This is a genomic window from Paenibacillus sp. ALJ109b, from assembly GCF_010747435.1.
Classification (GTDB): domain Bacteria; phylum Bacillota; class Bacilli; order Paenibacillales; family Paenibacillaceae; genus Paenibacillus; species Paenibacillus taichungensis.
On the sequence record NZ_JAAIFP010000013.1, the window covers coordinates 151,776 to 176,698 of the forward strand.

The 24,923-nt window shown below is 44.1% G+C and carries 27 protein-coding genes and 1 pseudogene; 24 read left to right on the forward strand and 4 right to left on the reverse strand.

The annotated features are described in order from the left end of the window. Positions 1-26: 26 nt before the first annotated feature. Entirely contained in the window at positions 27-488 is a 462-nt protein-coding gene (locus G3352_RS15235) for a DUF6896 domain-containing protein (protein ID WP_163757648.1), read from the forward strand. Between the two features lie 82 nt (positions 489-570). Here the strand turns inward: G3352_RS15235 and G3352_RS15240 are convergent, their stop codons facing one another. After that, positions 571-1,473: an ArsR/SmtB family transcription factor gene (locus G3352_RS15240; RefSeq protein ID WP_163757650.1), complete on the reverse strand. Its 903-nt coding sequence runs from the start codon at positions 1,471-1,473 to the stop codon at positions 571-573. 177 nt (positions 1,474-1,650) lie between these two features. Here G3352_RS15240 and G3352_RS31585 point away from each other — a divergent pair, with 177 nt between their 5' ends. The 13 genes from G3352_RS31585 (at position 1,651) to G3352_RS15305 (ending at position 11,507) form a co-directional block, all read left to right on the forward strand. Next, on the forward strand, positions 1,651-3,141 hold the full coding sequence (locus tag G3352_RS31585; protein WP_163757652.1) for a family 43 glycosylhydrolase: 1,491 nt from the start codon (positions 1,651-1,653) through the stop codon (positions 3,139-3,141). 195 nt (positions 3,142-3,336) lie between these two features. Continuing rightward, the gene (locus G3352_RS15250; RefSeq protein ID WP_163757654.1) at positions 3,337-4,200 is read left to right on the forward strand and encodes a GNAT family N-acetyltransferase; all 864 of its coding nucleotides are present in this window, start codon (positions 3,337-3,339) and stop codon (positions 4,198-4,200) included. 48 nt (positions 4,201-4,248) lie between these two features. Continuing rightward, positions 4,249-4,794, forward strand: coding sequence for a GrpB family protein (locus tag G3352_RS15255; protein WP_163757656.1), 546 nt, complete (start codon positions 4,249-4,251; stop codon positions 4,792-4,794). 41 nt (positions 4,795-4,835) lie between these two features. After that, positions 4,836-5,258, forward strand: coding sequence for a hypothetical protein (locus G3352_RS15260; protein ID WP_163757658.1), 423 nt, complete (start codon positions 4,836-4,838; stop codon positions 5,256-5,258). 46 nt (positions 5,259-5,304) lie between these two features. After that, positions 5,305-5,832, forward strand: coding sequence for a cysteine hydrolase family protein (locus tag G3352_RS15265; protein ID WP_163757660.1), 528 nt, complete (start codon positions 5,305-5,307; stop codon positions 5,830-5,832). Positions 5,833-6,458: 626 nt separating this feature from the next. Beyond that, positions 6,459-6,926 (forward strand): hypothetical protein, encoded by a 468-nt coding sequence (locus tag G3352_RS15270; protein WP_163757663.1) that lies wholly within the window; start codon positions 6,459-6,461, stop codon positions 6,924-6,926. 283 nt (positions 6,927-7,209) lie between these two features. Continuing rightward, positions 7,210-7,593, forward strand: coding sequence for a nuclear transport factor 2 family protein (locus tag G3352_RS15275; protein ID WP_063565500.1), 384 nt, complete (start codon positions 7,210-7,212; stop codon positions 7,591-7,593). 265 nt (positions 7,594-7,858) lie between these two features. Then, positions 7,859-8,341 (forward strand): DinB family protein, encoded by a 483-nt coding sequence (locus G3352_RS15280; RefSeq protein ID WP_163757665.1) that lies wholly within the window; start codon positions 7,859-7,861, stop codon positions 8,339-8,341. 17 nt (positions 8,342-8,358) lie between these two features. After that, positions 8,359-8,787 carry a GNAT family N-acetyltransferase gene (locus G3352_RS15285; RefSeq protein ID WP_163757667.1) on the forward strand — a complete coding sequence of 143 codons (429 nt, stop codon included), beginning with the start codon at positions 8,359-8,361 and terminating at the stop codon, positions 8,785-8,787. 94 nt (positions 8,788-8,881) lie between these two features. Beyond that, entirely contained in the window at positions 8,882-9,709 is an 828-nt protein-coding gene (locus G3352_RS15290; protein WP_163757669.1) for a phosphotransferase, read from the forward strand. A gap of 56 nt (positions 9,710-9,765) precedes the next feature. Further along, entirely contained in the window at positions 9,766-10,113 is a 348-nt protein-coding gene (locus G3352_RS15295; protein WP_163757670.1) for a hypothetical protein, read from the forward strand. A 452-nt stretch (positions 10,114-10,565) separates the two neighbouring features. Beyond that, positions 10,566-10,931: a hypothetical protein gene (locus G3352_RS15300; protein WP_163757671.1), complete on the forward strand. Its 366-nt coding sequence runs from the start codon at positions 10,566-10,568 to the stop codon at positions 10,929-10,931. Between the two features lie 24 nt (positions 10,932-10,955). Then, positions 10,956-11,507, forward strand: coding sequence for a hypothetical protein (locus G3352_RS15305; protein WP_163757673.1), 552 nt, complete (start codon positions 10,956-10,958; stop codon positions 11,505-11,507). A 104-nt stretch (positions 11,508-11,611) separates the two neighbouring features. On the opposite strand, the pseudogene G3352_RS31200 reads toward G3352_RS15305, so the two are convergent. Next, positions 11,612-11,743 (reverse strand): annotated as a pseudogene (locus G3352_RS31200) (L-serine ammonia-lyase, iron-sulfur-dependent, subunit alpha); the annotation flags it as partial. A gap of 321 nt (positions 11,744-12,064) precedes the next feature. On the opposite strand from G3352_RS31200, the gene G3352_RS15315 reads away from it, so the two are divergent. Continuing rightward, positions 12,065-13,174 (forward strand): MFS transporter, encoded by a 1,110-nt coding sequence (locus G3352_RS15315; RefSeq protein WP_163757870.1) that lies wholly within the window; start codon positions 12,065-12,067, stop codon positions 13,172-13,174. Between the two features lie 17 nt (positions 13,175-13,191). Here the strand turns inward: G3352_RS15315 and G3352_RS15320 are convergent, their stop codons facing one another. Continuing rightward, positions 13,192-13,632 (reverse strand): Lrp/AsnC family transcriptional regulator, encoded by a 441-nt coding sequence (locus G3352_RS15320; RefSeq protein WP_163757675.1) that lies wholly within the window; start codon positions 13,630-13,632, stop codon positions 13,192-13,194. 185 nt (positions 13,633-13,817) lie between these two features. Between G3352_RS15320 and G3352_RS15325 the strand changes: the two genes are divergently transcribed. Beyond that, complete coding sequence (locus tag G3352_RS15325; protein ID WP_240343090.1) at positions 13,818-14,978, forward strand: serine hydrolase domain-containing protein; 1,161 nt, start codon at positions 13,818-13,820, stop codon at positions 14,976-14,978. Positions 14,979-15,069: 91 nt separating this feature from the next. Then, a complete protein-coding gene (locus G3352_RS15330; protein WP_157258401.1) occupies positions 15,070-15,243 on the forward strand; it encodes a hypothetical protein in 174 nt (57 codons plus the stop codon). A gap of 183 nt (positions 15,244-15,426) precedes the next feature. Here G3352_RS15330 and G3352_RS15335 read toward each other — a convergent pair whose 3' ends face one another. Then, positions 15,427-16,314, reverse strand: coding sequence for a TetR/AcrR family transcriptional regulator (locus G3352_RS15335; RefSeq protein ID WP_163757679.1), 888 nt, complete (start codon positions 16,312-16,314; stop codon positions 15,427-15,429). Between the two features lie 148 nt (positions 16,315-16,462). On the opposite strand from G3352_RS15335, the gene G3352_RS15340 reads away from it, so the two are divergent. From G3352_RS15340 to G3352_RS15370, 7 genes are all read left to right on the forward strand, one after another. Then, positions 16,463-17,191 carry an MBL fold metallo-hydrolase gene (locus G3352_RS15340; protein ID WP_163757681.1) on the forward strand — a complete coding sequence of 243 codons (729 nt, stop codon included), beginning with the start codon at positions 16,463-16,465 and terminating at the stop codon, positions 17,189-17,191. Next, a complete protein-coding gene (locus tag G3352_RS15345) occupies positions 17,191-18,315 on the forward strand; it encodes an AbrB family transcriptional regulator (RefSeq protein WP_163757683.1) in 1,125 nt (374 codons plus the stop codon). The genes G3352_RS15340 and G3352_RS15345 overlap by 1 nt, the downstream gene beginning before the upstream one ends. Before the next feature lie 252 nt (positions 18,316-18,567). Continuing rightward, positions 18,568-20,874, forward strand: coding sequence for a glycoside hydrolase family 95 protein (locus G3352_RS15350; protein WP_163757685.1), 2,307 nt, complete (start codon positions 18,568-18,570; stop codon positions 20,872-20,874). A 166-nt stretch (positions 20,875-21,040) separates the two neighbouring features. Further along, positions 21,041-21,451, forward strand: a complete 411-nt coding sequence (locus G3352_RS15355) for a MerR family transcriptional regulator (RefSeq protein WP_163757687.1) — start codon at positions 21,041-21,043, stop codon at positions 21,449-21,451. A 140-nt stretch (positions 21,452-21,591) separates the two neighbouring features. Next, complete coding sequence (locus tag G3352_RS15360) at positions 21,592-22,692, forward strand: MBL fold metallo-hydrolase (protein ID WP_163757689.1); 1,101 nt, start codon at positions 21,592-21,594, stop codon at positions 22,690-22,692. 77 nt (positions 22,693-22,769) lie between these two features. Further along, on the forward strand, positions 22,770-23,579 hold the full coding sequence (locus tag G3352_RS15365) for an SDR family NAD(P)-dependent oxidoreductase (RefSeq protein WP_163757691.1): 810 nt from the start codon (positions 22,770-22,772) through the stop codon (positions 23,577-23,579). A 439-nt stretch (positions 23,580-24,018) separates the two neighbouring features. After that, entirely contained in the window at positions 24,019-24,837 is an 819-nt protein-coding gene (locus tag G3352_RS15370; RefSeq protein WP_163757693.1) for a purine-nucleoside phosphorylase, read from the forward strand. Positions 24,838-24,923 lie beyond the last annotated feature (86 nt).

Sequence of the window (24,923 nt, forward strand, 5' to 3'; positions counted from 1 at the left end):
GGTGAGAAGAAGGCTGGAGGTAAGAGATGCACGCTTTAACCAAAGAAACAACAGATACATTGTTGGAAGCGATGGACACATACAAAAGAATTGCACAACAACTGATCGACAAATTGATTTCAGAAACCAGCCAGGCTGAAAAGGAAGAGATCATCAATGGAGCGTACCACTTGCTTTCTAATGAAGAAGTATTAAACGGTGAAGAATATCTGAGTGGAAACTGGCATTTCGATGTCCATGGAGAGCATTGCATGTTCGAGAATGCAGAAACAGGGCAAACGTTGGAGGTTTCCCTCGGCAGTAAAAATGATGTGGGTAACATGGACCCTTATTTTTTTTATAACTTTTTGAAATCCACTGCAAATTATGAACACCTGATTGCCTATTTCGAAAATCCCTTTGGGGATATGTTGAATTTATTTGAAAGATTGGCAGCCCAGAATGTGTTGATTCATGTTCATGGCGTTGAATATAGAAAGCTTCTTTAACTACGTAAAGCAGTATCCCGTTCATTCAAAGGAATACGTTTGAAGAGAAGAACGGGATTATTCGTTACTACATTAAGAAAGATTAGCGTTGTACGCGTATGACAATATCCTGGTCATGATTGCCGAACCCGGAACCATAAAGTGTTAATCCCCCGACGTTAGCCCCCTCCTCGTCAACCGTGAAACGAAGCGTCCAAAATGGCTGCTCCAGTTGGATATCCTCGATCGTCACGTCTGACATCCGCTCTCCATCCATATACGTACCCGAGCTATCAACACGAATTGTCTTTAATAATCCATATTGATTCACATTACGATGCCACCATGTTGGTGTATATTTGCCTCGGGCAGCTCTTCCGAAGTCAGCGGGGCTTGTCCACGTTCCAAGCGAAATGCCGTTAAACGTAAATTGGATATCCGATGGCCAATGATCTCTTAAACCCGGGGCTTCAGAAGCCAGTTCCACTGAAATCTCAATGGCGTTAGCAGTCTCGTCAGGAAGCATATAGTTAGGTGTTTTGTATTCGATATAACCTCTTCCAAACCAGAGGATGGCAGCGCGAACCCGCTCAGGATCAAGAAAGTAGCGTGGGTCGTCCCAAACACCGATTTCTTTCTCATGCGTCCCAAGACCGCAGGTAGGATAGACTTCAAATGCAGTATAGTGTCCCACCGAAATCGTCTGCTCTCTAATCCTTGCTGTCCGGCTGGCGGTTGGTAGTTCGATCTCGATGTTATTTTGTTTGAGGAAACACAATTTGTGCGTGCCTCCATTCAGGCGTATCCTACGGCTATCGATCAGTCCGGCTTGCTCAAGCTTTCGTATATGCATGGTGACGATGGAGGGGCTAAGTTCTAACGCAGCTGCAATATCCTTCACATTCATTTCGCTAGGTGCAATCATATCCATGATCCTCCATCTAACCTCGCTTGCCAGCGCTTCGTATAATGGTATGAATTTTGGATCTCCGTTCGCTTTGATCATCCTTAACAATCTCCTAACCAGATCTATTGAAATCATATATATATTAATTTAACGAAATTAACTTGACTCTTCAACTCTAACGCATTGAAAGAATGATTGCGATAGTGTTTAATTTTTTTATCTGCTTATGAAGTTGGATTCTTAAATATGTAAATTAGAGAAAAAGAGGTGGCTCAAGTGAAATACAATAATCCCGTCATTAAAGGGTTCTATCCAGATCCGAGCATCTGCAAGGTGAATGACACTTATTATCTGGTGTGCAGTTCTTTTCAGTATTTTCCGGGTGTCCCGCTTTTTGAAAGCAAAGATTTATTGAACTGGACGCAAATCGGTCACTGTTTAACCCGAAAAAGCCAGATTCATCTGGAGACCGTAAGCAGCTCCGGCGGAGTTTTCGCCCCCACAATTCGATACAACAACGGGCGATTCTATATGACCACGACGAACGACACCACGCGTCAGAATTTCTATATATGGACTGATGATATATACGGGGAGTGGTCAGAACCGATTATTGTGGATCAAGGGGGAATCGATCCGGATTTGTATTTTGAAGACGGTAAGGCCTTCTTTATGAGCAACGGAACCGACGATGAAGGAATTGGAGGAATCATTCAGTGTGAAATTGACATTGAAACAGGTAACAAAAAGACCCCAAGTCGTTCAGTATGGCAAGGATCAGGCGGACGTTATCTGGAAAGCCCACATTTGTATAAAATGAATGGTTACTATTACCTCATGGCATCTGAAGGCGGAACCGAATACGGTCATATGGTCACATATGCGCGGGGAGATTCTCCTTCCGGTCCTTTCGAGCCCTATGCCAAGAATCCTGTTCTGACCAACCGTAATCTGGGTGGTTATGAACTGCAGGGGGTTGGCCATGGCGACCTGATTCAGGACGAGGAAGGTAATTGGTGGATCTTCCATTTGGGATTCCGTCTGAGTGGACAATGGCTTACCTATCATCATCTGGGCCGGGAAGTATTCCTTACGCCAGTTACCTTTGACGAGGAAGGCTGGTTTACGGCAGGGCATGAAGGTACGACGCTTATGAGTTTTGACACTGATCGTATCTCTGACACAGTCATTCAACAAGAGAAGAAAAGCTATACGTTTGAGAACACGGATTGGAATCTGGACTGGTGTTATCTTCGTCATCCCAATACGGACAATTACTTGTTAGAGCAAGGCAACTTAAAATTAAAAGGAACCGAAGTGACATTGGATGTTCCAGCATCCCCGACATTCATTGGGCTACGTCAAAAAGACTTTGACGCGACTATCTCTGTTGACGTTAGGCTTACGAATGGAGAGGCAGGCATCACCATCTATATGGATGAACAGCACCATTATGACTTGGCTATTCGCAAAGAGCAGAGCGAGTATAAGGTAATTGAGCGTCTGAATATTGGGGATATCAAATCAGTCGAAAATGAACTGGAATTGGGAAGTGATCATCATGCTACATTGGTTATACAGGCAAGCCATGAACGCTACAGCTTCCTGATTCATGCAGACGGCAAGGACATCCTCTTAGGTACAGCACAGACGAAATACCTTTCCTCGGAAGTTGCCGGGGGATTTACAGGGGTGCTCATTGGTCTATATGCGAGCGGAGAAGGTTCTGTAGCTGAGTTTGCTAAATTTAAGTGTGATTATATCTGAAAAGGTAAGGGGAGGGACAGTTGTTCCTTCTCTTTTTTTGAATTCTTGTGTTTTCTCAAACAAAAGTGTAGTAACACGTGTTTATGTATTATATAGCCGTAGCAAAGAATGAGTTGTATGCTGAGAATCAAATATAGATAACAACATATTTGGATAACCACCGAGAAGTAAGTTGTAGTAGAGAGGGAGAAGGCAATGAGTGATAAGACTTCATATTCGTTAGTAGCAGCGAATCAAACTAGCTATGCCAAGTATTTTGCGACGTATAGAAAGAATATCTGGTTTAGACCGAGCTGGGCATCCCTTCAAGAAATGATGCTAGACGCAAGTGATTGTTATTGGATCTATCAAGATAATCAACGAGTGGGAGGGATTTCTTTGACAAGTAATGAACTTGGTTCTTTCTTTATGATCCCTCCATCCACGTTGACTGTAGATATGGTTCATTTCTTAAAGAATTATGCCATTCAAAATCCAGGGGGGCAGTCAAAAGTAGATGCTTACAATGTTCTGGCTGAACATATTGATGTGTTGAAGTCGGCTGGTTTCGAAGTTTTAAACACAAGGAAATGTATGATTAGACCTACAGAGAAGATCGAAAATGACCTCCATACTGATTGTATTTGTATTAAACCCCAACTGGAACATTTGCCAAGCATTGTTCAAGTCATGAACGAATCATATCGTGGAGGAATGGATGAGGGAAATCTGGATACATATCGGGATGACGTGAGTTATTATTTTGAACATAACCGTCAGGATGAGCTATTGAATGCATCATCGGTTTTAGTAGATAAAAAGACAAACGAGGTTGTTGGATTTTGTTTGATTTCGATGTGGGAGGATATGCCTCTTGTGTATGATATAGCAGTTAAGCCGTGCTATAGTAATCAGGGTTTGGGAAGATATATGTTATCCAAGGCGATATCTCATCTGGAAGGTTTCTCTCCAACCATTCGTTTGTTCGTTACATTAGGAAATAAGGCTGACTATTTATATACCAGATTAGGTTTTCTTTCAGGAGAGGAAACATCTCACTTGGTTTATAGAGTCGTGTAGAGAAATGATGATAGAAACTATATTTAATGAAATCGAAGGGAGGACTACATGGAAGATCAATGGAGAATTGCAACGTATGATCCTGCTTGGAGGCACATGTTCCTTGGAACCGGGATGAGATTAAGAGCAGCCTTGGGAGAGACAGCTGTGCGGATTGATCATGTCGGATCAACTTCCATCGTCGGAATGGACGCCAAGCCGATCATAGATATACAAATTTCAATATCTAATTACGACGAATTGCCTAACTATAAACAAGAAATCGAAGCGGCCGGCTTTGTATTCAGAGAAGAAAATCCCGATAAAACCAAGCGATATTTTCGTGAAGTGCCCGGAAGCAGGAGAACGCATGTACATGTAAGACAAGCAGGGAGTTTCTCGGAGCAGATGAACTTGCTTTTTAGAGATTATTTGAGGGAACATCCAGAGGATCGATTGAAATATGCAGAAGAGAAGCACCGGCTTATGGCATTATACAAGGACCAGCGTCCGAAATACGTCGAAGGCAAAGGACCGATAGTGTGGAGCATATTAGAGAAAGCTCATATATGGTCCCAAGAAATCGGGTGGCAACCGGGAGAATCTGACGCATAGGAACATTCATTGTATATGGATAACCTTATAGGAGTGGTGAGATGAACATTGGAAGAAAGCTTCTGACGACCGTTCTAACCATCATTATTTTTACTTTAATTGCAAGTATAATATCTATGAATCAATCCTATAGTTTTGATTTCTATATTCTTGTTTATCTGGTATATGCGACTCCCCTGATCACATTGATCGGGCTACCGTTATCCCTATTGCTGGATTATCTGTTGAGCAGATCTCGTTTCGCAAATTATGTCATTTATCTAAGTTTGAGAATACTGGGTTATGCATGTGCTGGAGTCTTAGGAATGTATATCTATTATTTGCTCATGGGCGCAGGAGAAGAAATTTTGAATTTTAAAGAGTCGATAGTTTTGACCTTATTTGGCGTTCTAGCTGCTATAATATTTGTGTTGATCGATCTGGGATTGGAAGGTTTGTTAACGGTGCGTAAAAGGAAGAAGTAGTCATAATAAGTGCTGATTTAATATTATTTTCCAGGAGGGATATAAGATGCCAACTCATTGTGCACTTCTTGTAATCGATGTTCAGGTAGCCATGTTCGATGAATCAGATCCCGTATATCGGGGGGACTTATTGCTTCAGAGAATACAACACGTCATTGCCAAGGCTCGGCAAAAAGGTCACTCCGTTATCTACATTCAGCACAGTGAAGGAGCAGGCAGTCCCCTTGAGCGTGGAACGGCAGGTTGGACGATCCATCCGTCCATTGCGCCGATCACGGGTGACCTTATTATTGAAAAGCAGACACCGGATTCGTTTCACGAAACAGATCTGAATCTGAAATTGCAAGAAAACGGAGTGACGGATCTTATTCTGACTGGCATGCAGACGGAGATATGCGTGGATACGACTTGTCGCAGAGCAAGTAGCCTTGGGTATGCAGTAACCTTGGTTCGTGATGCTCACAGCACATGGAATTCCAACATTCTTCAAGCTGAGCAGATTATAGAACATCACAATTCGGTTCTGAGCATGTTTGCGAATGTGGTGGATACCGAAAATGTAATGAATGGATGAGATGAATTGACGTTTAATAAAAGAATATTTAATCTTTCGGCCTGGATTGCCGTGTTAGCTTTGATCTTTATTCCAGGAACAGCCTACACGGAGGGGACTTTGCGAACAGAATATGGTTTTCCATTGCGGTTTTTTACTGATTATCATTATAAGAAACCTGATGATACGATCTGGTTCCTTTCCAATGTTTATGTAAATGCTCTTCTTTATCTGTTTAATGTCCTGTTTATATACGCTGGAATTCACGTTTTACTCTATGTAAAGAAGAGAATGACGAAGCCAAAAGAGTAGGGAGCTGCGACGATCGCGGCTCTTTTATTTTTTCCATATCATGGGTTATGATAGAAGGCTTATGATAATTCGGGTATACAGCCAGCTAGCGGAATGAAAGTAGGGATCGTTGCAGAAATGCTGACGATCCTTTTTGTATACCTTTGCGGACGGTAGAGAACAGGGGAATTATATTACACTAATAATATCCCATTAAGCTTCATGTCCATGTTTTGAGCTGGCCGCCCATAATATTTTGAAATTGGAATTATTTTCTTCTTGTATATACATGTAACTTATGGTAAATTTGCAAAGCTATTTTTATGTATATTTTTAAATAAGAGGGGTTTTTAATTATGAAGAAAAGCACTTTGTTCGTAGGTTTGTCGGCATTATCCTTGGTAGCAGCTGTCACGGTTGCATCTGCAGCACCAACAAATAATGTAGGGGACTCATCAGCAACTACTGCATCTGCACAAGGCGAAGGAATCATTACCCCAATGGCAGTTGATAATGAGATTGTGAATTCACAGATTTCCGGAAGTAGCTACACGAAGAGTTTTAATATCCAAGCAAATTATGGATGGGTCAAAGTTTGGGTTCAAAATACATCTAAGGAAACCCTAACTGTCCGAGTTACTCAAAGTACTCTGTCTGGTACTCAAAAAATGTTATTCTCTGTAGCTCCTGGTGCAACTTGGTCTGAATATGGAACAAAACCATGGGCAACAGGTACCCACTGGGTTAGCATCAGCACTAAAAACGGTGGCAACATGTCAGGATTGCTTTCTGTTAAACTTGCAAATACGAAGGAAGAGCTTTAATACGAAGTAAAATAGAAATCTAAGACTGCAAACTGAATTCGGTATTTACCGGCGTCAGATGTTGTTTTCAACTAGCAGGCTGTCAAAAAAGGATCGTTGCAGAAATGCTGACGATCCTTTTTGTATACCTTTAGGGACGATAGAGAAATGTGAAATTATATTAGAGTGATGATGCCTCTTTAAGTTATGGGGCAGGATAGTTGAAATATATGGTAATATTACATTGAGAATAAATTGCCTGGGTAAGCAAGGGTATCATCTCTTTTATGTAAAGGAGAGGAGTATGGTTAGTAAAGAAATAAGGGGCATAATTGAAAATTATCTTGAAGCATACAATTCGTTTGAAATTGAAAGAATGGTCGAACTCTTACATAATGACATAATATTCAGTAATATTTCCAATGGAGAAACTACAACGGAGACCAGAGGAATACAAGCATTTAGGGAGTTGGCAGAACAGTCGTCAACGATGTTCTCTAGCCGTCGCCAGACAATTACCGATTACAGTGTTATAAATGACAAAGTAGAGGTAGGAATCGATTATGAAGGTATTCTTGCCGTGGATTTTCCTAATGGATTAAAGAGTGGGGATAAGCTGCAATTAAAAGGAAAGACAACATTCGAGATTAAGGAAGGAAAAATTTCTTTGATTGAAGATTACAGTTGAATACACCACACGTTTTTTAAGCTAACGGGTAACGTTAGTTCAAATGAGTATGGAACAGCCGGCAGATAAGTAAGCGTAATGTTTTACCCGTTTAGGAACCCCGATCAGCGCTGTGATTACGTAATGGATGCATAAGTTTCTATAGGTTTTTGGAAGCATGACATTGGATTTTGGAAAACACCTTGAACATTCGGACAAAACTTTTGCCAATATGGAACTGATCAAAACACTTAAAAAGCATGATATAGAAAAGGAGAATGGCTAAATGGAATCTTTCTTTCGTTATAACTGGATCGTGCGTGAGCAATGGTTTCAGTGGTGTGAGGATGTACCGCTGGAAGAGCTGCTTCGACCTCGGACGGGGGGAGTAGGCAATATTTTGCAAACGTTTTTTCATATCATCGATGTAGAGTGGAGCTGGCTTCAATTATTGCAGGGCAAACCGGATGGTATGGAGAATTTTGATAACTATAAAACACTGGAAGCCGTACGACAATTCGATCGCAAGCTGCGACCTGATGTAGAAGCATTTGTTCTATCCTGGGATTCCAGCATGGAAAAGAGACCCTACATCGATCCTGAATTGGATAGCACCGTCGTCAAGGAATCGTGGGGAGAAGTGATGCGTCACGTGATTGCTCATGAGATTCACCATATGGGGCAATTATCGATATGGTCCAGAGAATTGGACAAGAAGCCCGTGTCTGCCAATTTCATTGGTAAAGGACTTATTGCTCCTGATAACTAGAGGGAAGAGGAGACACTATGATTCATTGCAGAGAAGCTAGAATTGGGGATGGCGAGGGGATTAGCCAATTATCCCATCAACTGGGTTACACCAGTACAACAGAAGAGATCATCGAAAGGTTGAATCGACTAAGCTCAATGACTGATCATTATGTTTGCGTAGCTGAGATCGATTCCCTTGTTGTGGGTTGGGGGCATGTACAGGGAAGACTTTCTATCGAAAGTATACCTTTTGCCGAGATTGGTGGATTGGTTGTTGATGAGCATCATAGAGGTGCGGGAATTGGTAAAAAGATCATGAGCGAATGTGAGAAATGGGCACGGATGAACGGGTTTAACAAGATTCGCGTGCGATCAAGCGGGAAAAGGGAAGCTGCGCATCGGTTCTATATTGCCATCGGATATAATGAGAAGAAGTGGCAGAAGGTTTTTGATAAATCATTATAAAGATCTATGGAGTATCAAATGCCGTTATTTCTAATTTCACAGAGAAGGGTTGGGCAAAATGAGGTTAACTCTGGAAAGTATCCGTTGGATGGAGTTGAGCGAAGAAACTCGCTGTCTGCTTGAAAAACCATACAAGATGCTTCCCCTTTCACCAGGCTTGGAAGCGGACGTTGTGAAGATAGAATGCGCAGATCACTCTTATGTGTTAAAGATATGGAACAAGGACTCCAAACCCAATATTCGCAACCAGTATGAACTATTATCTGAACTATACGAGAGTGGAATACAAGTCTCCAAAACGTACGGTTGGGGCATGGATGCGGATTCTAATCAAGTTCTGTTAACAAGTTATGACGGGGAGCCTATAGCCAAGTTAAGCAAAACCAAGCTGGAGCAATTGGCTCAAAAGTTAATTCAAGTCCATGGTTATGATGTAAATGATACGGGTAACGCGGCTGCAAATTTCATACCACAATATGATTTCGTTGGATATTTTTTTCCCTCCATTGAACTGCATGAGGATATGCATCAGATCCTGACGAGCCTTCTTCAACGGACTGAGTATAGGCAGGATCATTTGATCCACGGTGATTATAACCTGGGAAATATTCTGGAGGCAGGTGATCAATATGCGATTATCGATTGGACGAATGGTCAGCGTGGTGATCCCAGATACGATATGGCGTGGTCTATTTTTTTGATGACGATCTATACAGGGGAACGAAACGGTAAGATGTACAGTGCTCTATTCAAGAGTCTGACGGAATACACACCAGACGATGCGGAGATTTTTGAAGCGATGGCTTGTTTGCGCTGGATTCTATTAAAGCGAGTGTCTAATGTTCCTATGGGTCCGGGTGTGATGCAGCGGATTAAAAAGATTATTGGAAATAATTCATATTTAAATGATGAACTGCTGTAGTATTGTCCTAAACTGTCCTTCACTGCATACCTATGGTATAGAGGAGCGTGATAGGTATGGAACAGAAGGTGCAAACCTATTTTGAACTAAAACAGCAGCAAAAAGAAATTGAACAACAACTATCTGTGTTACGAGATGAGATTGTCGGGTATTGTGAGGAGCAGGGCGTCTATGAGACGCAAGTTGGCGGATACGCTGTGAAAACGGTGCTTCAGCACCGCAAGGAATATGATGATCAGAAGCTGTACGCATCCCTTCCCGATCCGGATATCTGGCGACTGCTGTCCAAGGTGGACAGTCATAAGCTGAAAAGCCTGATCAAACTGAACATACTCACTGAGGAGCAGATTAGTCCAGCTTGTAAGGTGAAGCCGGTAACATTATTACAGGTGGACAAGTTGTAACCCTTCGCACGCCATTATAGATTAACCATTCTATAATCGTCATCACAAAGCACCTTCCACGGCATATTGCTCTGCTGCGATCATCGACGGAATACGGAGGTGTTTTGTTTTACGTTGAAGTAAAAGCTGGCCTTTTGTGCTCGATCAGCAGTTACAGACGAAGGTCGTTTTGCGGAATCATTAAGCAGTATCAATTATAGGCCCCTTTTCAGTCGCACATTTATGCAAACGCTCCCCGAGGAGCTGATTGAATCGGTCACGATGTGGCCGGTTTTTTTGTTGTATGCAAAAGTTGTGTGCCAAATTTCAGCTGTGCGTTTTAAGTCATCTGTGGGCATAGTCCTAATCAGTGCCTGAATGAAAGTAAGCGAATTGCTTAAACCGTTATGCGAGTTGTTTATATGTTATAATTTGTAATTAATTCATATGCCATCTTTGATAGGAGGGAGATAATGAAGATTAAGTACTTGGCTTTTGTTGCTCTCTTGTTTATTCTCATGGGATGTTCTGACAGGATAATATCCCTGAATGGGGAAAGCGAGCATTGGAAAGTTGTGGTCACCAACAGGTTTCAAACCGGTATGGTTGAATATACGCTCCGATATATCGGGGACGAAAATATGGTGAAAGATGTTGGTTATCAATTTGGCGGTAAAGATCTAAAGGCAAGCGGATTGGAAGAAAATCTGGGTACACCTTTCCGGGATATTAAGCACACCTCGGGTCCGAAATATCTGGAGAATGAAGACTTTCCCATCCCTGTCCATATTCAATGGAATGAAGATCAGGAAGAGACAGTATATCTTCAGAAGTTGTAGACCGATGAGTTGAGGAGATGGACCATGAAGAAAAGAATAATTTCGATTGTGCTTGCCATCTGGGTATTGATGATTGTGATCAGTGTGGTTCTTCTGTTTCTGCCCAGAACGATCCATCTTGATGGCGTGGGTGTAAAGTATCGGCTGGGGGGAGAAGACAACAGGGAGCCAGAGCAAACGCTTCATATCAACATGGATGGCAAGCGTTATCTAACGACCTCGGGTGACTACATATTCAGAGGAACGATTGATATTGAAGGTGAGCCTTTCCCTGTACCCGAAGATCAAAAGAATCTCGAAATTCGTTTTCATAAAGGATACGGATCGATGGCATACATCATTTTTGAAAATGAGAAAACGGATATCTTCGTATATGGAACACTATTCGTAGATCGTTCATTCAGCAAACTCACCATCGCCATTTCGGAGGAGGATTCAAGCGGAGAGCAGAACAGTAAAAGCTGGAGCTCCGAAGATGGGCTCATGCTCTCGATGCCCGCAACGAATCGTTCCGAAGCCATTCAGCTCTCTAATGAACTGATGGAAACTTATCTCGGGGGCTATACATTAAAATGAGAAATCATGAACATAAACAGGCATGCATTTACCTTGAGGGCCTTCTCCCTTCATGTAAACGACATGCTTGTTTTTTATTTATGCTGCAAATTTCTAGTGATTTTTCATCCAGTCGGGGTCTGGGCAAGGCCGCCGCCTACTGTTTCTCGTAAGGCCTTCGGCATGGCTGACCCAAATTCCAACATAACCTGGACTACTTCATCGGAAGGGATAACACTGCGGACTCCGGCAAGAGCCGTACAGGAGCGCGTTCAATCTCTTCGTCATCTTCGATGTTCCCTTCGTTGTTCTCCCATCCGCTTTAATGATCCAGTGCGCGATATTAGCGTTTACATTGAAATTCGAAGTGAAACACCGAAATTAAATGGATTATCCTCCTAAAACGAACGATCTACCGTTGATTAAGTATGCCAAATGTTAGTCCGATTTTATAAGCTTATTCTGTAGGCCACACCCTTCTGGACTATACAAAAATAAAGGATAAAAGGAGAGTCTTTGTGAACGCGAACACAATCGCAAAAGAACGCCTTCCCTGGTCAGCTCTGCTCGCTTTGGCCATGGCTGGATTTATATGCATTCTTACAGAAAGCCTGCCGGCGGGGCTGCTACCGCAGATAGCGCAAGATCTGGAGATCAGGGAAGGTTTGGCTGGACAGCTCGTCACTTTGTATGCGTTGGGATCTCTTATGGCGGCAATTCCGCTGACGACAGCAACTCGTGGATGGAGACGCAGGCCGCTGCTGCTATCATGCATCTTCGGTTTTCTGATTTTCAACACGATTACGGCTGTATCTTCGGTATATGGTTTGACCCTTGCTGCGCGCTTCATGGCGGGCATGTCTGCTGGAGTGTTGTGGGGGATGACTGCAGGTTATGCACGCCGGATGGTTTCAGACTCGTTAAAGGGAAAAGCGATGGCTGTCGCTATGGTAGGTACACCGCTAGCGCTTGCATTGGGCGTTCCCTTGGGTACCTTTTTGGGCAATTACGCAGGATGGCGTCTTATTTTTGGAACAGTCTCATTATTGACGGTAGTGCTTGTATTGTGGGTCCTCTGGAAAGTACCTGACTATGAGGGTGAGCCTGCACGTCAGCAGCTTGCGCTTCATCGGATCTTTGTTATACCGGGGATTCGTCCCATATTGTTTGTTGTTCTGACCTGGGTACTGGCCCATAACATTCTGTACACGTATATCTCACCTTATCTGGGCGAGACGATGCTGTCCGAAAGGGTGGACCTGGTTCTGATGATCTTTGGAGTGACTTCGGTAATCGGTATATGGATTATTGGGCTGTTGATTGACCGTTACATGAGATTATTGATTCTGGTTAGCCTTGTTCTATTTGCGCTGGCCTCGCTGGCGATGGGGATCTTTATCCATCAACCGATGATGATCATTCTGGGAGTAGTGGCCTGGGGGCTTACATTTGGAGGGGCGGCTACGTTATTACAGACTGCAATTGCGCAGGCGGGGGGCCAAAGTGCCGATGTTGCCCAATCCATGCTGGTGACAGCATGGAACCTGGGGATCGGAGGGGGAGGGATCGTCGGAGCCATCCTTCTAGACGAGATAGGCGCTCGTTTCCTACCCATTTCCCTGATCCTGTTGATCGTTATGGCCTTGCTCGTCGCCTGGTCCGCCAGTAAACATAGTTTCCCAAGATAGGTTATTGAACAGAACATTTACACCGGATTCGTTCCTGCGATGAGATTTTTGGTTGCAATAGGTGAGGACATCGCGATGAGGGTGGTGTAAGTACCATATTGATCGCATCGGTCTCCAAATGCTTCAAGACCAGCAATCGAATCCGTCATGATCTTTAACAGGTAATTATGCTCTCCGCTCACGCGATGACATTCGATCACTTCGGGTGACGAACGGCAGAAATCAAGAAAGGCATGACAATCCCGTGTGCGAAAAAGAAGATAGGAAGTACTCGACCTCCCTATTTTTTGCGGGGAAATGATGGTTCGGTACTCCTCAATTACGCCGCTTTCTTCCAAGCGTTTCACGCGTTCCGTTACGGCCGGTTGAGATAAACCTACCAGCTTGCCCAGTTCCGTCATGGATAGCCTTGCCTGGTTTTGCAAATGAAAGAGGATATTAGTATCGATTTGGTCCATGAGATGGCCTCCTTTTAAATTATAAGAAATGTTTTGAAAATGCCTTTATATTTATCGTAGATTAAAGAAGATAACTTGGTTGTCTTATGTAATATGGATGAGATCATTTATATAATAAGCACACTTACTTTAAATAATCAAGCACGTGGCACATGGAGGGGAAGAGTGAAATGGGAGACAGAAATATGAAGTTTAATCCTGCAGTTGTAGAAGAAGTGATTCACCGTACGTTGGCAGAAAAAAGAATTGTGGGTTCCGTTGTTCAGATTGCGTGGAAAGGGGAAGTGGTCTATAACAGCGCGGATGGCCTCGCCGATCGAGAACAGAACAGACGCATGCAAGAAAATGCACTGTTCAGGTATGCTTCTGTAACCAAACCGATTGTATCCACCGCCGCCATGGTATTGATATCCCAAGGTAAATTAAAGCTGGATGACCCAGTTATGAAATGGCTGCCTGAATTCCGTCCCAAACAGCCCAATGGGGAAGTGGCCTCCATGACGGTTCATCATCTGATGACACATACGGCGGGGTTAACGTATCGTTTTTTCCAGGAGAACGGGGGGACTTACGAACTTGCCGGAGTATCAGATGGGATGGATATCGCTGGCATTACGCTGGAAGAAAATTTGCAGAGGATTGCTTCTGCTCCACTGCTGTATGAGCCCGGGAAGATGTGGAGATATTCGATTGCAACAGATGTACTCGGTGCAGTTATTGAGAAAGTGACCGGGCTGACACTGCGAGAGGCCGTACAACTGCTCGTGACTCATCCACTGGGCATGAAGGATACGGATTTTGTCGCTGTGGACTCGGAGAGAATAACAGCTGCCTATGCAGACAGTTCCAACAGTTCGGGGCAACCGCGTCGCTTGCATGATGAGGACCATGTGCCTTTTATTGAAGGAACGGCGGGCTTCCAACTCGCACCCGAAAGATACCTTGATCCATCAGCCTATCTTTCGGGTGGTGCGGGCATGATAGGAAGTGCAGGAGACTTTCTAGCATTGCTTGAAACGCTGCGACAAGGTGGAGGTTCGCTTCTTCCTAAAGCGCTGGTCGCCGAAATGACGACTAATCAGATTGGCGATCTGGAGATGCCTTATTGGGCAGGCAGAGGATTTGGGCTGGGATTCACGGTGCTGAAAGATCCGGTTGAGGCAGGTACACCGGAGTCTACTGGAACGTGGCGCATGGGTGGAACCTATGGTCACTCGTGGTTTGTTGATCAAACAGAAGAACTGAGCGTTGTCGCTTTTACGAATACGGCTCTGGAGGGCATGTCGGGCAGATTCACAACGGAACTTTGCGAGGCTGTCTATGAGGGGATTGAGCGAAAGAAATAAGTTATATTATGGATTAATATGGAAAAATATGATAAGGTAGAGCAGCAGATTACAGTGAAATCTAAATTTGATTCCGAAATGAGATGAGAAGATGGATCGCATCCGCAATTACCTGTTTGTTTTCGCTGGCAATTTTCTAGCTGCCTATATGATCTTTCCTGAAAGAACCATTGGTAAATCCGTGATGTTTGCTGCACTGATGTTGTTGCTGAGCATGGGGATGGATTTTATGAAAAGCAAACGGAAAGCAAATCCAGTTCAGTGATTCCGCACCGATCATCGAAATAGGTAAGCTGTCATCATGGATCGGTTCCGGTGGGGACTTGAAGTGATGCTGCGGGGAATTAACCTCGACAATAGTTAAAGAGGGAGTAAGTATATTTGTATGAAGAAAAGCAACTGATTAATTTCAGTTGCTTTTCTTTGTAATGAATTTTTATTCTACTGACTAACGTTTCAGTACGAGACTAAGCTGTCGTACATAAGGTGCTAACTCGCTAACTGAATCCAAAAAGTTGATATATACCCGTAGAAGAGTACCATTAGGCTTTGGTTGTCCTAACTCTAACTTTAGCCATTCGATAACCTCAAGCAGTTCATTCTGAATGGGCTCTGGCCGTGGTAGCTCGCGGATTTTATCGGCAAAAAACTTCAGAAGATCATCTAGATTGTCCTGCCGGGTCTGGTCATCTGGTGGATTGATTTCATTGAAAAAGGCACTTGATGCCTTGAGCACAGGTTGGGCTTTGCTTGCGATCAAATCTCCGATAACAACATCCAGCCGATCCACAATAAATCCGGCCAAATTAGCCATGGGAGCAGCAATCACCGCTTGAAAAGTGTGAGACAAATATTCTTTGACCATGCCGCGGAAGATAGCGACAACATCCCCAAGATAAGGGAGAATAGGCTCGCCGTATGTTTCATAGAAGCAATCCTGATGTAAGGTTAGCAGAGAGGCACGTTTTTTTCTCCATTCGATTAGAAAGTTCTCATTACTTGTGATCGGCAGCTCTTTAAACTCACTGGTAAAAAAATAATTTTCAAGCATATATTGCAGCTGAAATTCGATCTTTTGGCGCAGTACTTCTTTTGGTGGAAGCCCCTCCAGTCGAAGTCTCCGATCAAGCTCCCTTGCCTCTTCGAACAGGATTCTGTGTACCTCGACAAATACCCCGGTAAATAAATCTTCCTTAGAGGAAAATATTTTATAGATGCTCGCCTTGGCCATGCTACAAGCTTCTGCGATGTCCTGCATGGAGGCTGAGAAATATCCTTTTTCTCTAAAAATGCGCATTGCTGTATCGACGATTAGTTGTCTTTTGAATTGTTCCATTTTAACCACCCCTTCACATTCTGACATGTCTTCTTATTGTGGTCAATAAAGGAAATTGACGAAAAAACTACAAAGTCATATAATGAACTTATGAGTTTTTTTGATTTATTTCTAGGGAGGTGAGCCAGAGCATTCGCTTTGGCGCAATATGAAAATTAACGAACAGATTGAAATGCTAGTGCTTACTCTTAAGATGGGCGAGCATGATTTTGTTATTAACCCGGTGGCAATCCGTGACGAGCAATCTTATGTATTGGTGGATACCGGAATGCCTGGTTCTTACGGCCAAATCACGGAGCTTTTGATCCAAGCGGGAATTGACCCTGCGGCCTCTCATTCCATTATTTTAACCCATCAGGATATCGATCATGTAGGCAGCCTGCCGCAGTTCAAAGGCGAAGGTATAGAGGTGTATGCCCATGCGGATGACCAGCCTTATATCGATGGCCTAAAGCCGATGATTAAATTCAGCGAGGAACGCAAGGAAGGGCTGATTGCTTCACTTCCGCAGGATCTTGCTACTGCATTTGAAGCTACTTTTTCTGGAAAGGAAAAGAATGTGACCACATTGCTGGCAGACGGAGAGAAACTGCCTTTCGGCGGCGGACTGACTGTAATCCATACACCAGGGCATACGCCGGGTCATATCAGCTTGTACCATGAGCCTAGTAAGACACTCATTGCAGGTGATGCATTAAATGTTGAAGACGATAAGCTGATAGGCCCTAATCCGGCAGTTACGCCAGATATGCCACTCGCGCTGGAATCACTCCGCAAGCTGAAGGCTTATCCAATAGAGACTGTAATTTGCTACCATGGAGGCATTTTTAAAGGCGATGTTCAACAGGCCCTAGATAAAATAACGGAGAACCTGTAATGGATGGTACCGGCGAAGCCCGGGTTGCGTTGTGGAAAAAGAGTAAGTGGGTCCGTTTTGTGATAACCTTTGCCATTGCTGTCCTTGGTGGATTTGTTTTTCAACTGATCCATATGCCAATTCCCTGGCTACTTGGATCCATGGTGTTCCTCGTGATCGGCTCCAGATTGTTTAAAGGAATCACCTTATACTGGCCTGGACAAGTCCGCGATACCGGCATGGTTATCATCGGCTATACCCTAGGGCTTTCGTTCACCTTGTCGACCTTAACGCAGATCGGACTTCAGTTGCCGACGATGATTCTGTTCACATCTCTGCTGTTGTTATGTGCCGGGGCCATTGCGTATTTAATTTCGAAATTATCCGGTATTCCTTTCCCAACGGTGCTCATGGGCAGCATTCCCGGAGGACTCAGCCAGATGATTACGTTGGCCGAAGAAGTGAAGGGTATTGATATCACTGTCGTCACCTTTTTGCAGGTATCCCGCCTGATGATGATTATTTTCTGTGTGCCGCTGCTGATCTTCAGCCCATTGTTTCATGTCAGTGGCAGCCATAGCGCCGTAGCTGCTGCTGCGAGCGGATCTGCTGGATTTGTTACATTATCACCGCATATTTGGGTCTTTGCCGCAGTATGCGTACTTAGTGCGTTCATCGCCAAGAAGATCAAGCTCCCAACGGCATTTCTGCTTGGACCAATGATTGGTACGATCCTGCTTAATTTGACCGGGTATGAGGGTCATGCGTTGCCACCCGTCGTACTCAGTCTTTCACAACTGATGATCGGGGGCTACATTGGGCTGCTGCTGGATCTGGAGAGTCTAAAGTACAAGGCAAAAATCGTTTTGCTCGCAATATTGAGTGGAGTGCTGCTGATTGGGGTCTCCATGGGACTTAGCTTGCTGCTGACACGAATGCATGACATCACAATCGTCACAGCATTTCTCGGCTTGTCGCCAGGCGGTATGGACCAAATGGCCCTCATCGCCAAGGAAGTGAACGGCGATCTGTCGATTGTTACGTGTTATCAGCTCTTCCGAACATTTTTTATCTTTTTTGCTGTTCCGCCACTGCTCAAGGCGGTTTTCCGGTCAATGCTTAAAGGAAAAGAGTTTACTAATTGAGTCTATAAGTTGAATTCTTCATGGAACTATTTGGACAGCTAGGGCAAATTTTTATATGCTCTAGCTGTTTTATTGTCCAATTATAAGAATTTATATGTTCCACGCTATAAATTATCCTTATATTTCTACGAGAAAAACGGTGATCATATCTTCGTTTTAGATAAAAAATAATAGTTTCGTACAAAGATTTTTAAGGAGAAAACCACTAATATAATTACTATCAAATGAAGATACTTATGGAGGCAGTATGTGATGAGTACACAGAAATTGTGGTATGACAAACCAGCGACTTCATGGTCCGAAGGCTTTCCGGTCGGAAATGGAAGATTAGCTGCAATCGTGTATGGCGGAGCAGAACAAGAAGTTTGGAACATTACTGAATCGACCTATTGGTCTGGAAAAAGAGAACACATTACGAGTCATTCCTCTGGCAAGGATGATTTGGCACGACTAAGACAGCACTTTTTCGATGGAGATTACGAAGGCGGCGAGCGGTTAGCGAGCCAACTTCTAGAGCCAAGCAAAGCGAATTTTGGCACCAATCTTCCTGTATGTGATGTGATTTTGAAGTTTAAAGCTGGCGGACAGAATGTTACTCGCGAGCTTAATCTTGAAAACGCAATCACGAAGACAACTTATGAAATTGAGGGTGCCAAGATACACCGCGAATTGTTTGCTTCTCATGCAGATGGACTAATCGTGTGCAAGCTGTGGAGCGAATCGCCGGATGGTATTTCATTCAATATCCATTTGGAAGGCAAGACAGATCTATTCGAAAGTTGGAACGATCCACAGGTTGAAGGCAGACTGTCCTTTAAGGGGCAAGCTCTTGAGCAGTTGCATAGCGACGGAAAATGTGGAGTTCGTTGCCAGGGAAGCGTACACGTTGAAACCCGGGATGGAATTATTGGCGGAGACGCAGGGCGGGTTGAGGTTTCGAATGCGAAGGAAGCTATTATTTATTTTGCAATAAATACAGACTATGGCGTGACCGGCGACTGGCTGAGTGTGGGAGACAAAAGGAACCTACTGGCGAAAGCCAAGGGATATGAGTCTCTTAAATTGGATCATATTGCGGACTATAACAGTCTGTATGGCCGAGTCAACTTAGAGCTTGAGACATCTGAACTAACGCTATTACCCACGGACGAAAGAATCCGCAATTTATCACAGGGCAAAGGCGAGGACCCTGCTTTATTCGCGTTGTTTTTCCAATATGGCCGGTATTTAACCCTCTGTGGCGCAAGGGAGGATTCACCTTTGCCGCTGCATTTACAGGGGATTTGGAACGATGATCAGGCTTGCCGGATGGGCTGGACCTGTGATTACCACATCGATATCAACACGCAAATGAACTACTATCCAACGGAAACAACTCATTTGTCTGAGTCTCATCAGCCGTTAATTCGTTACATTGAACAGCTAGCGGAGAGTGGAAAAGCAGCGGCTCGAGATTTCTATGGTTCTAATGGCTGGGTCGCGCATACTGTATCCAATGCTTGGGGATTTACAGCCCCGGCTTGGCAGAATTCCTGGGGGCTTAATGTCACAGGAGGCCTGTGGATTGCCATGCAGCTGCGTGATCATTACGAATATACGTTGAACGAGCAATTCCTAAGTCAAACTGCCTACCCTATTTTAAAAGATGCCGCTCTATTCTTCTTGGATTATATGGTTGTGCATCCGAAGAATGGCTGGCTTGTTACGGGACCTTCGATCTCCCCGGAAAATACCTTCCATGCCAATGGAACGCAGAAGCATCACTATCTGTCCATGGGGACAACGCTGGATCAGGTATTGGTGAGCGATCTGTTCGAATTTGTCTTGGAGGCAGCAGAGAGGCTTGAGGTGGATGAGCAGCTTCAAGCGGATTTGAGAAAAGCTATTGCATTGCTGCCACCGCTTCAGATTGGCCAGAAAGGGCAGCTTCAGGAATGGTTGGAGGATTACGTTGAGGCACAGCCTGAGCACCGTCATCTGTCCCATTTACACAGTCTATTTCCTGCTTATCGCATCACACCGCAGCATACTCCTGAGCTTAGTGAGGCTGCGCGTGTTACCTTGGAGTCTCGTAAATCGACTAACAATCATGAGGATGTGGAGTTTACTGTTGCTGCCTTTGCAGGCTGCTATTCTCGTCTACATGATGCAGAAAGTGCTTATGAGCAGATTTCACATCTGGTTGGAAACTTGTGCTTTGATAACTTGATGACCTTCTCGAAGCCTGGTATCGGCGGAGCGGAGAGTCCTATCTATGTGGCGGATGGCAATTTTGGGGGAACGGCCGCGATCGCGGACATGCTGCTACAGAGTCATGCAGGGGAGCTTCATTTGCTGCCAGCCCTTCCAGCAGCATGGTCATCAGGGCAATATCAAGGACTTCGGGCAAGAGGAGCCTTGGAGATAGACGTCATCTGGTCGGAGGGACGATTGGTCGAAGTGTCTGTGCGTGCATTGGCAACGGGGCACACCACGCTCCGCTATGGTCAACAGAATGTGCCTTTCAGTTATGAAGCAGGGAGCAGCTACAAATTGGATTGCGAACTGCGAATACAGTAAAGAGTAGATATCCTAACTAGATTACAGAGGTGGATGTCCACACCCTTAGTTTCAGTAACCCCAGACCTACAGTCTGGGGTTATAAGCATTTGACTTAAAGTTCAGTTTAACGCTTATAATAGAGCAAGCTGAAACATCTTATGAACTGGACTTGGGGGAGAGTAATTTGTTTACAATCAAGGAAGTATCAGAAAAATTAAATTGCCCTGCTCATACGATCCGATTTTATGATAAAGAAGGGCTTTTACCCGATATTCGTAGGGATGATCACGGCAACCGCCTTTTTGAAAAAAGAGATATAGACTGGATTCGCTTAATAACATGTTTTCGTGCCACAGGAATGAGCGTAGCGGATTTGAAAAAAATCGTTGACCTTGCCTTGCAGGGAGATGAAACGATCGGACAGCGCAGAGCCATACTAGAAGCCCATCAAGCGGAGATCAAGAGGAAGCAGCAAGTGCTAAATGAGGCTTTTGAAGCCGTTAGTCAGAAGCTTGAAGTGTATAACGATATAGAAAAGGGAAATCCTGAGGAACGTTTTCTCACGTATATTGGGGAATTAGATACAACCATATAAGTTGAGATTGTGACAAGCCACTCTGTGTAAGAATAGGGTGGCTTTTGCTGTAATCAAAAACTTGCCTTAAAGTGCACTTTAGGGTATATGCTAGCATGGTTAAAAAAATTTTATCGGAATAAGAAAGCAGGAGAGACTGGATGAAATATGTAATAATCTTGTTCGTACTCGTATTAGTGATTTTCTTGGTCGTAAATTATTTCCCGGCTTTTGGTGGGAAAAGTTCAGCGGACAGTCAGCGGCGTATTCATGAATCCGCTAACTTTATCGATGGGAAGTTTCACAATCAAATACCGACATCGATGGATTATAGTTTAAAAGATACCGCTGGAGCCCTATACGATACGATAAAAGGAAACCCGAATGGCCGACCAAAGGTAACCCTTCCCATGGAGATTTTTGATGCAAAAGCATTTTCAGACGGTACCGAGGATCAAGTCATGTGGTTTGGTCATTCGACCCTATTGATGAAGGTCAGTGGAGTGAAGCTTCTGCTAGATCCAGTATTCAGTAAATACGCCTCTCCCGTTGCTTTCGCGGGGCCAAAGAGATATAGCAATAAGCCGCTAGCACCGATTGAGGATTTGCCTGACATCGATGTCGTCTTGATATCGCATGACCATTATGATCATCTGGACTATGAGTCTATCCGTAAGCTAAAAGCAAAGGTCAAACAATTTATCGTTCCGTTAGGGGTCGCTGGACATTTGACAAATTGGGGCGTAGATTCGAGCCAGATTAAAGAGCTGGACTGGTGGGAAGAAGTATCGTATCAAGGGTTAACCTTCGTTAGCACGCCCGCAAGACATTTCTCTGGTCGCGGTGTCCGTTCTGGTTCCACGTTATGGAGTTCCTGGGTTATTCAAGGTAAACAATCGAATGTATATTTTAGCGGGGATAGTGGTTATGGTCCTCACTTTAAGGAGATTGGCGATAAGTACGGCCCGTTCGATCTTGCCCTCATAGAGACAGGTCAATATGATGTGAAATGGGCCAACATTCATATGGTTCCTGAAGAGTCCGTGCAAGCGTATCAGGATGTAAAGGGTAAAGTAATGCTTCCTATTCACTGGGGAGCATTCACCCTGGCATTGCACAGTTGGACAGACCCCATTGAGCGCACGAAAGCAGCTGCGGATGAGCTAGGTGTAGCTTTGGCTACGCCAAAAATTGGAGAAAAGGTGATTATCGGTTCAAGTGTATTTCCTACTTCAAGCTGGTGGGAGTCCATTGAAAAATAATGCTTGCCTTAAAGTGAACTTTAAGGGTTACGATAACTCACGAGCCAAGCTCAATTCGTGATCTGGAGGGAATACACTTGAGTAAAACCATTTTAATCACAGGTACATCAACAGGCTTCGGCAAAGAATTGGTTCTTCAATTTGCGAAGCGTGAATGGAATGTCGTCGCTACCATGCGGGATACATCGAAAGCTGCCGCTGAATTTAGCCAATATAGTAATGTACAAGTACTGGCCCTGGATATTACTAATCAGGAAATGACCCACGAGGTTGTGGATGCGGTAAAGCGCCAATATGGACGAATTGATGTGCTGCTCAATAATGCCGGATATGCTCAAGCAGGGATTTTTGAAGAAGTATCCGTTGACCAAGCACGTCAGCAATATGAAACGAATGTGTTTGGTGTAATGACCACCATTCAAGCCGTTCTTCCACAGATGCGGGAAAATCGCTCGGGTCACATTATCAATATCTCATCTATGGGCGGCGTACAAAGCTTGCCAACGCTGTCTATCTACTGTAGCTCTAAAGCAGCGCTTGAAAACCTGAGTGAAGGTCTGGCAGCTGAGGTTAAGAGCTTGGGTGTAAACCTTACCCTTGTAGAGCCTGCAGGATTCAAGACAGGTTTCCAAGGAAATACTCAAGAAATTACAAGCGATATCCCGGACTATCAACCGCTGTATGATTGGTATAATGATCTTGCAGAGACCGCGCCTTATGGCGATGTTGAAAAAGCCATGTCAGCGGTTGCTGATATTGCCGGCACAGACAATCCTCCAAGAAGACTAGCTCTCGGAAGCATGGGACTTGTGATGGCGCGTACGCAGCTGAATGGCATGCTTGAGGAATATGACAAGTGGGAACACATTACGGCAAGCGCAGATTAAATTGAAAGAAAGAGGAGTGGATAATACATCCGCTCCTCTTTTGCATAATAAAGAATCCATCATCTATTTATAAAAGCTAGTAATTATAGTAATGACAACAATGGTCTTTGTGCCACGGTGGAAGGCTGGAAATAGAGTTAAATATTCGCTACCTATTCATCAGCCATCCAAGATGGTGTTGCAGCATATGTGAACATCAAGACGGAAGAACTGCTTTTATAGAAGTTTGAAAACGTAGAGGATGACGAACCTGATTTTGATGAGATTTTGAGACCATATTTCGAGGTGTTACAGTTAGGGATCAAACGTTAACCGGTTTTCGGGAGGAGAGGCAGAGTCCACTTTATCCGGCTCCCATTTACTTGATCACTAATGTTCATTACACTTGGTTTATAGTACTTACTTAATCCAAACTCAGATGTTCAGGGGGAATCTATTTATGCATCAATCCGCACATATCCAGGAAGCGAGAGATTACATATTAAACCGTATTAATAATAAGCCTGTCGTGGGCATGATTCTGGGATCAGGGCTGGGAGCGCTCGCGGACGAGATCGAGAATGCTACCGTCATTCCATATACGGACATTCCTTATTTTGCTCAATCCGAGGCGATTGGTCATGCCAATGAATTGGTCATCGGAGAATTGATGGGCAAGACTGTCGTAGCGATGAAAGGACGCCTTCATTATTATGAAGGGTTTACGCTTGATGAAGTAACGTTCCCAGTCCGGATTATGAAAGCACTGGGTGTCGAGCAGTTGATCATCACCAATGCTTGTGGAGCGATCAATACCAACTTCGAACCTGGACAGCTTATGTTGATTACCGATCATATCAATCTGGTAGGCAATAATCCGCTGATGGGGCCGAATAATGCCGAACTGGGTGTGCGTTTCCCAGACGTATCACAGGTATATAATCGCGAACTCCGCAGTATCGCCCTGAAGGTAGCGGAGGAGCAAAATGTTGGTTTGCAGCAAGGGGTATATGCATGGTGGAGTGGCCCTGCGTATGAGACTCCAGCAGAGATTCGCATGATTCGTACAATGGGCGCGGATGCTGTGGGTATGTCGACTGTACCTGAAGCGATTGTAGCCATTCATGGCGGTATGAAAGTACTGGGCATTTCCTGTCTGACCAATATGGCTTGCGGTATTCTGGACCAGCCGTTAAGTCATGACGAAGTAATTGAAGTTGCAGCAAAAGTGAAAACAACCTTCATTGGATTGGTTAAAGGTATTCTGAAAGAGATGTAATCCGGAATCGAGAGAAAGCTTTCCTTTCAAAGCACAAATATATTAAGCATTGTCCAAGACGGAGTGATTCCGTTTGGCAGTGCTTT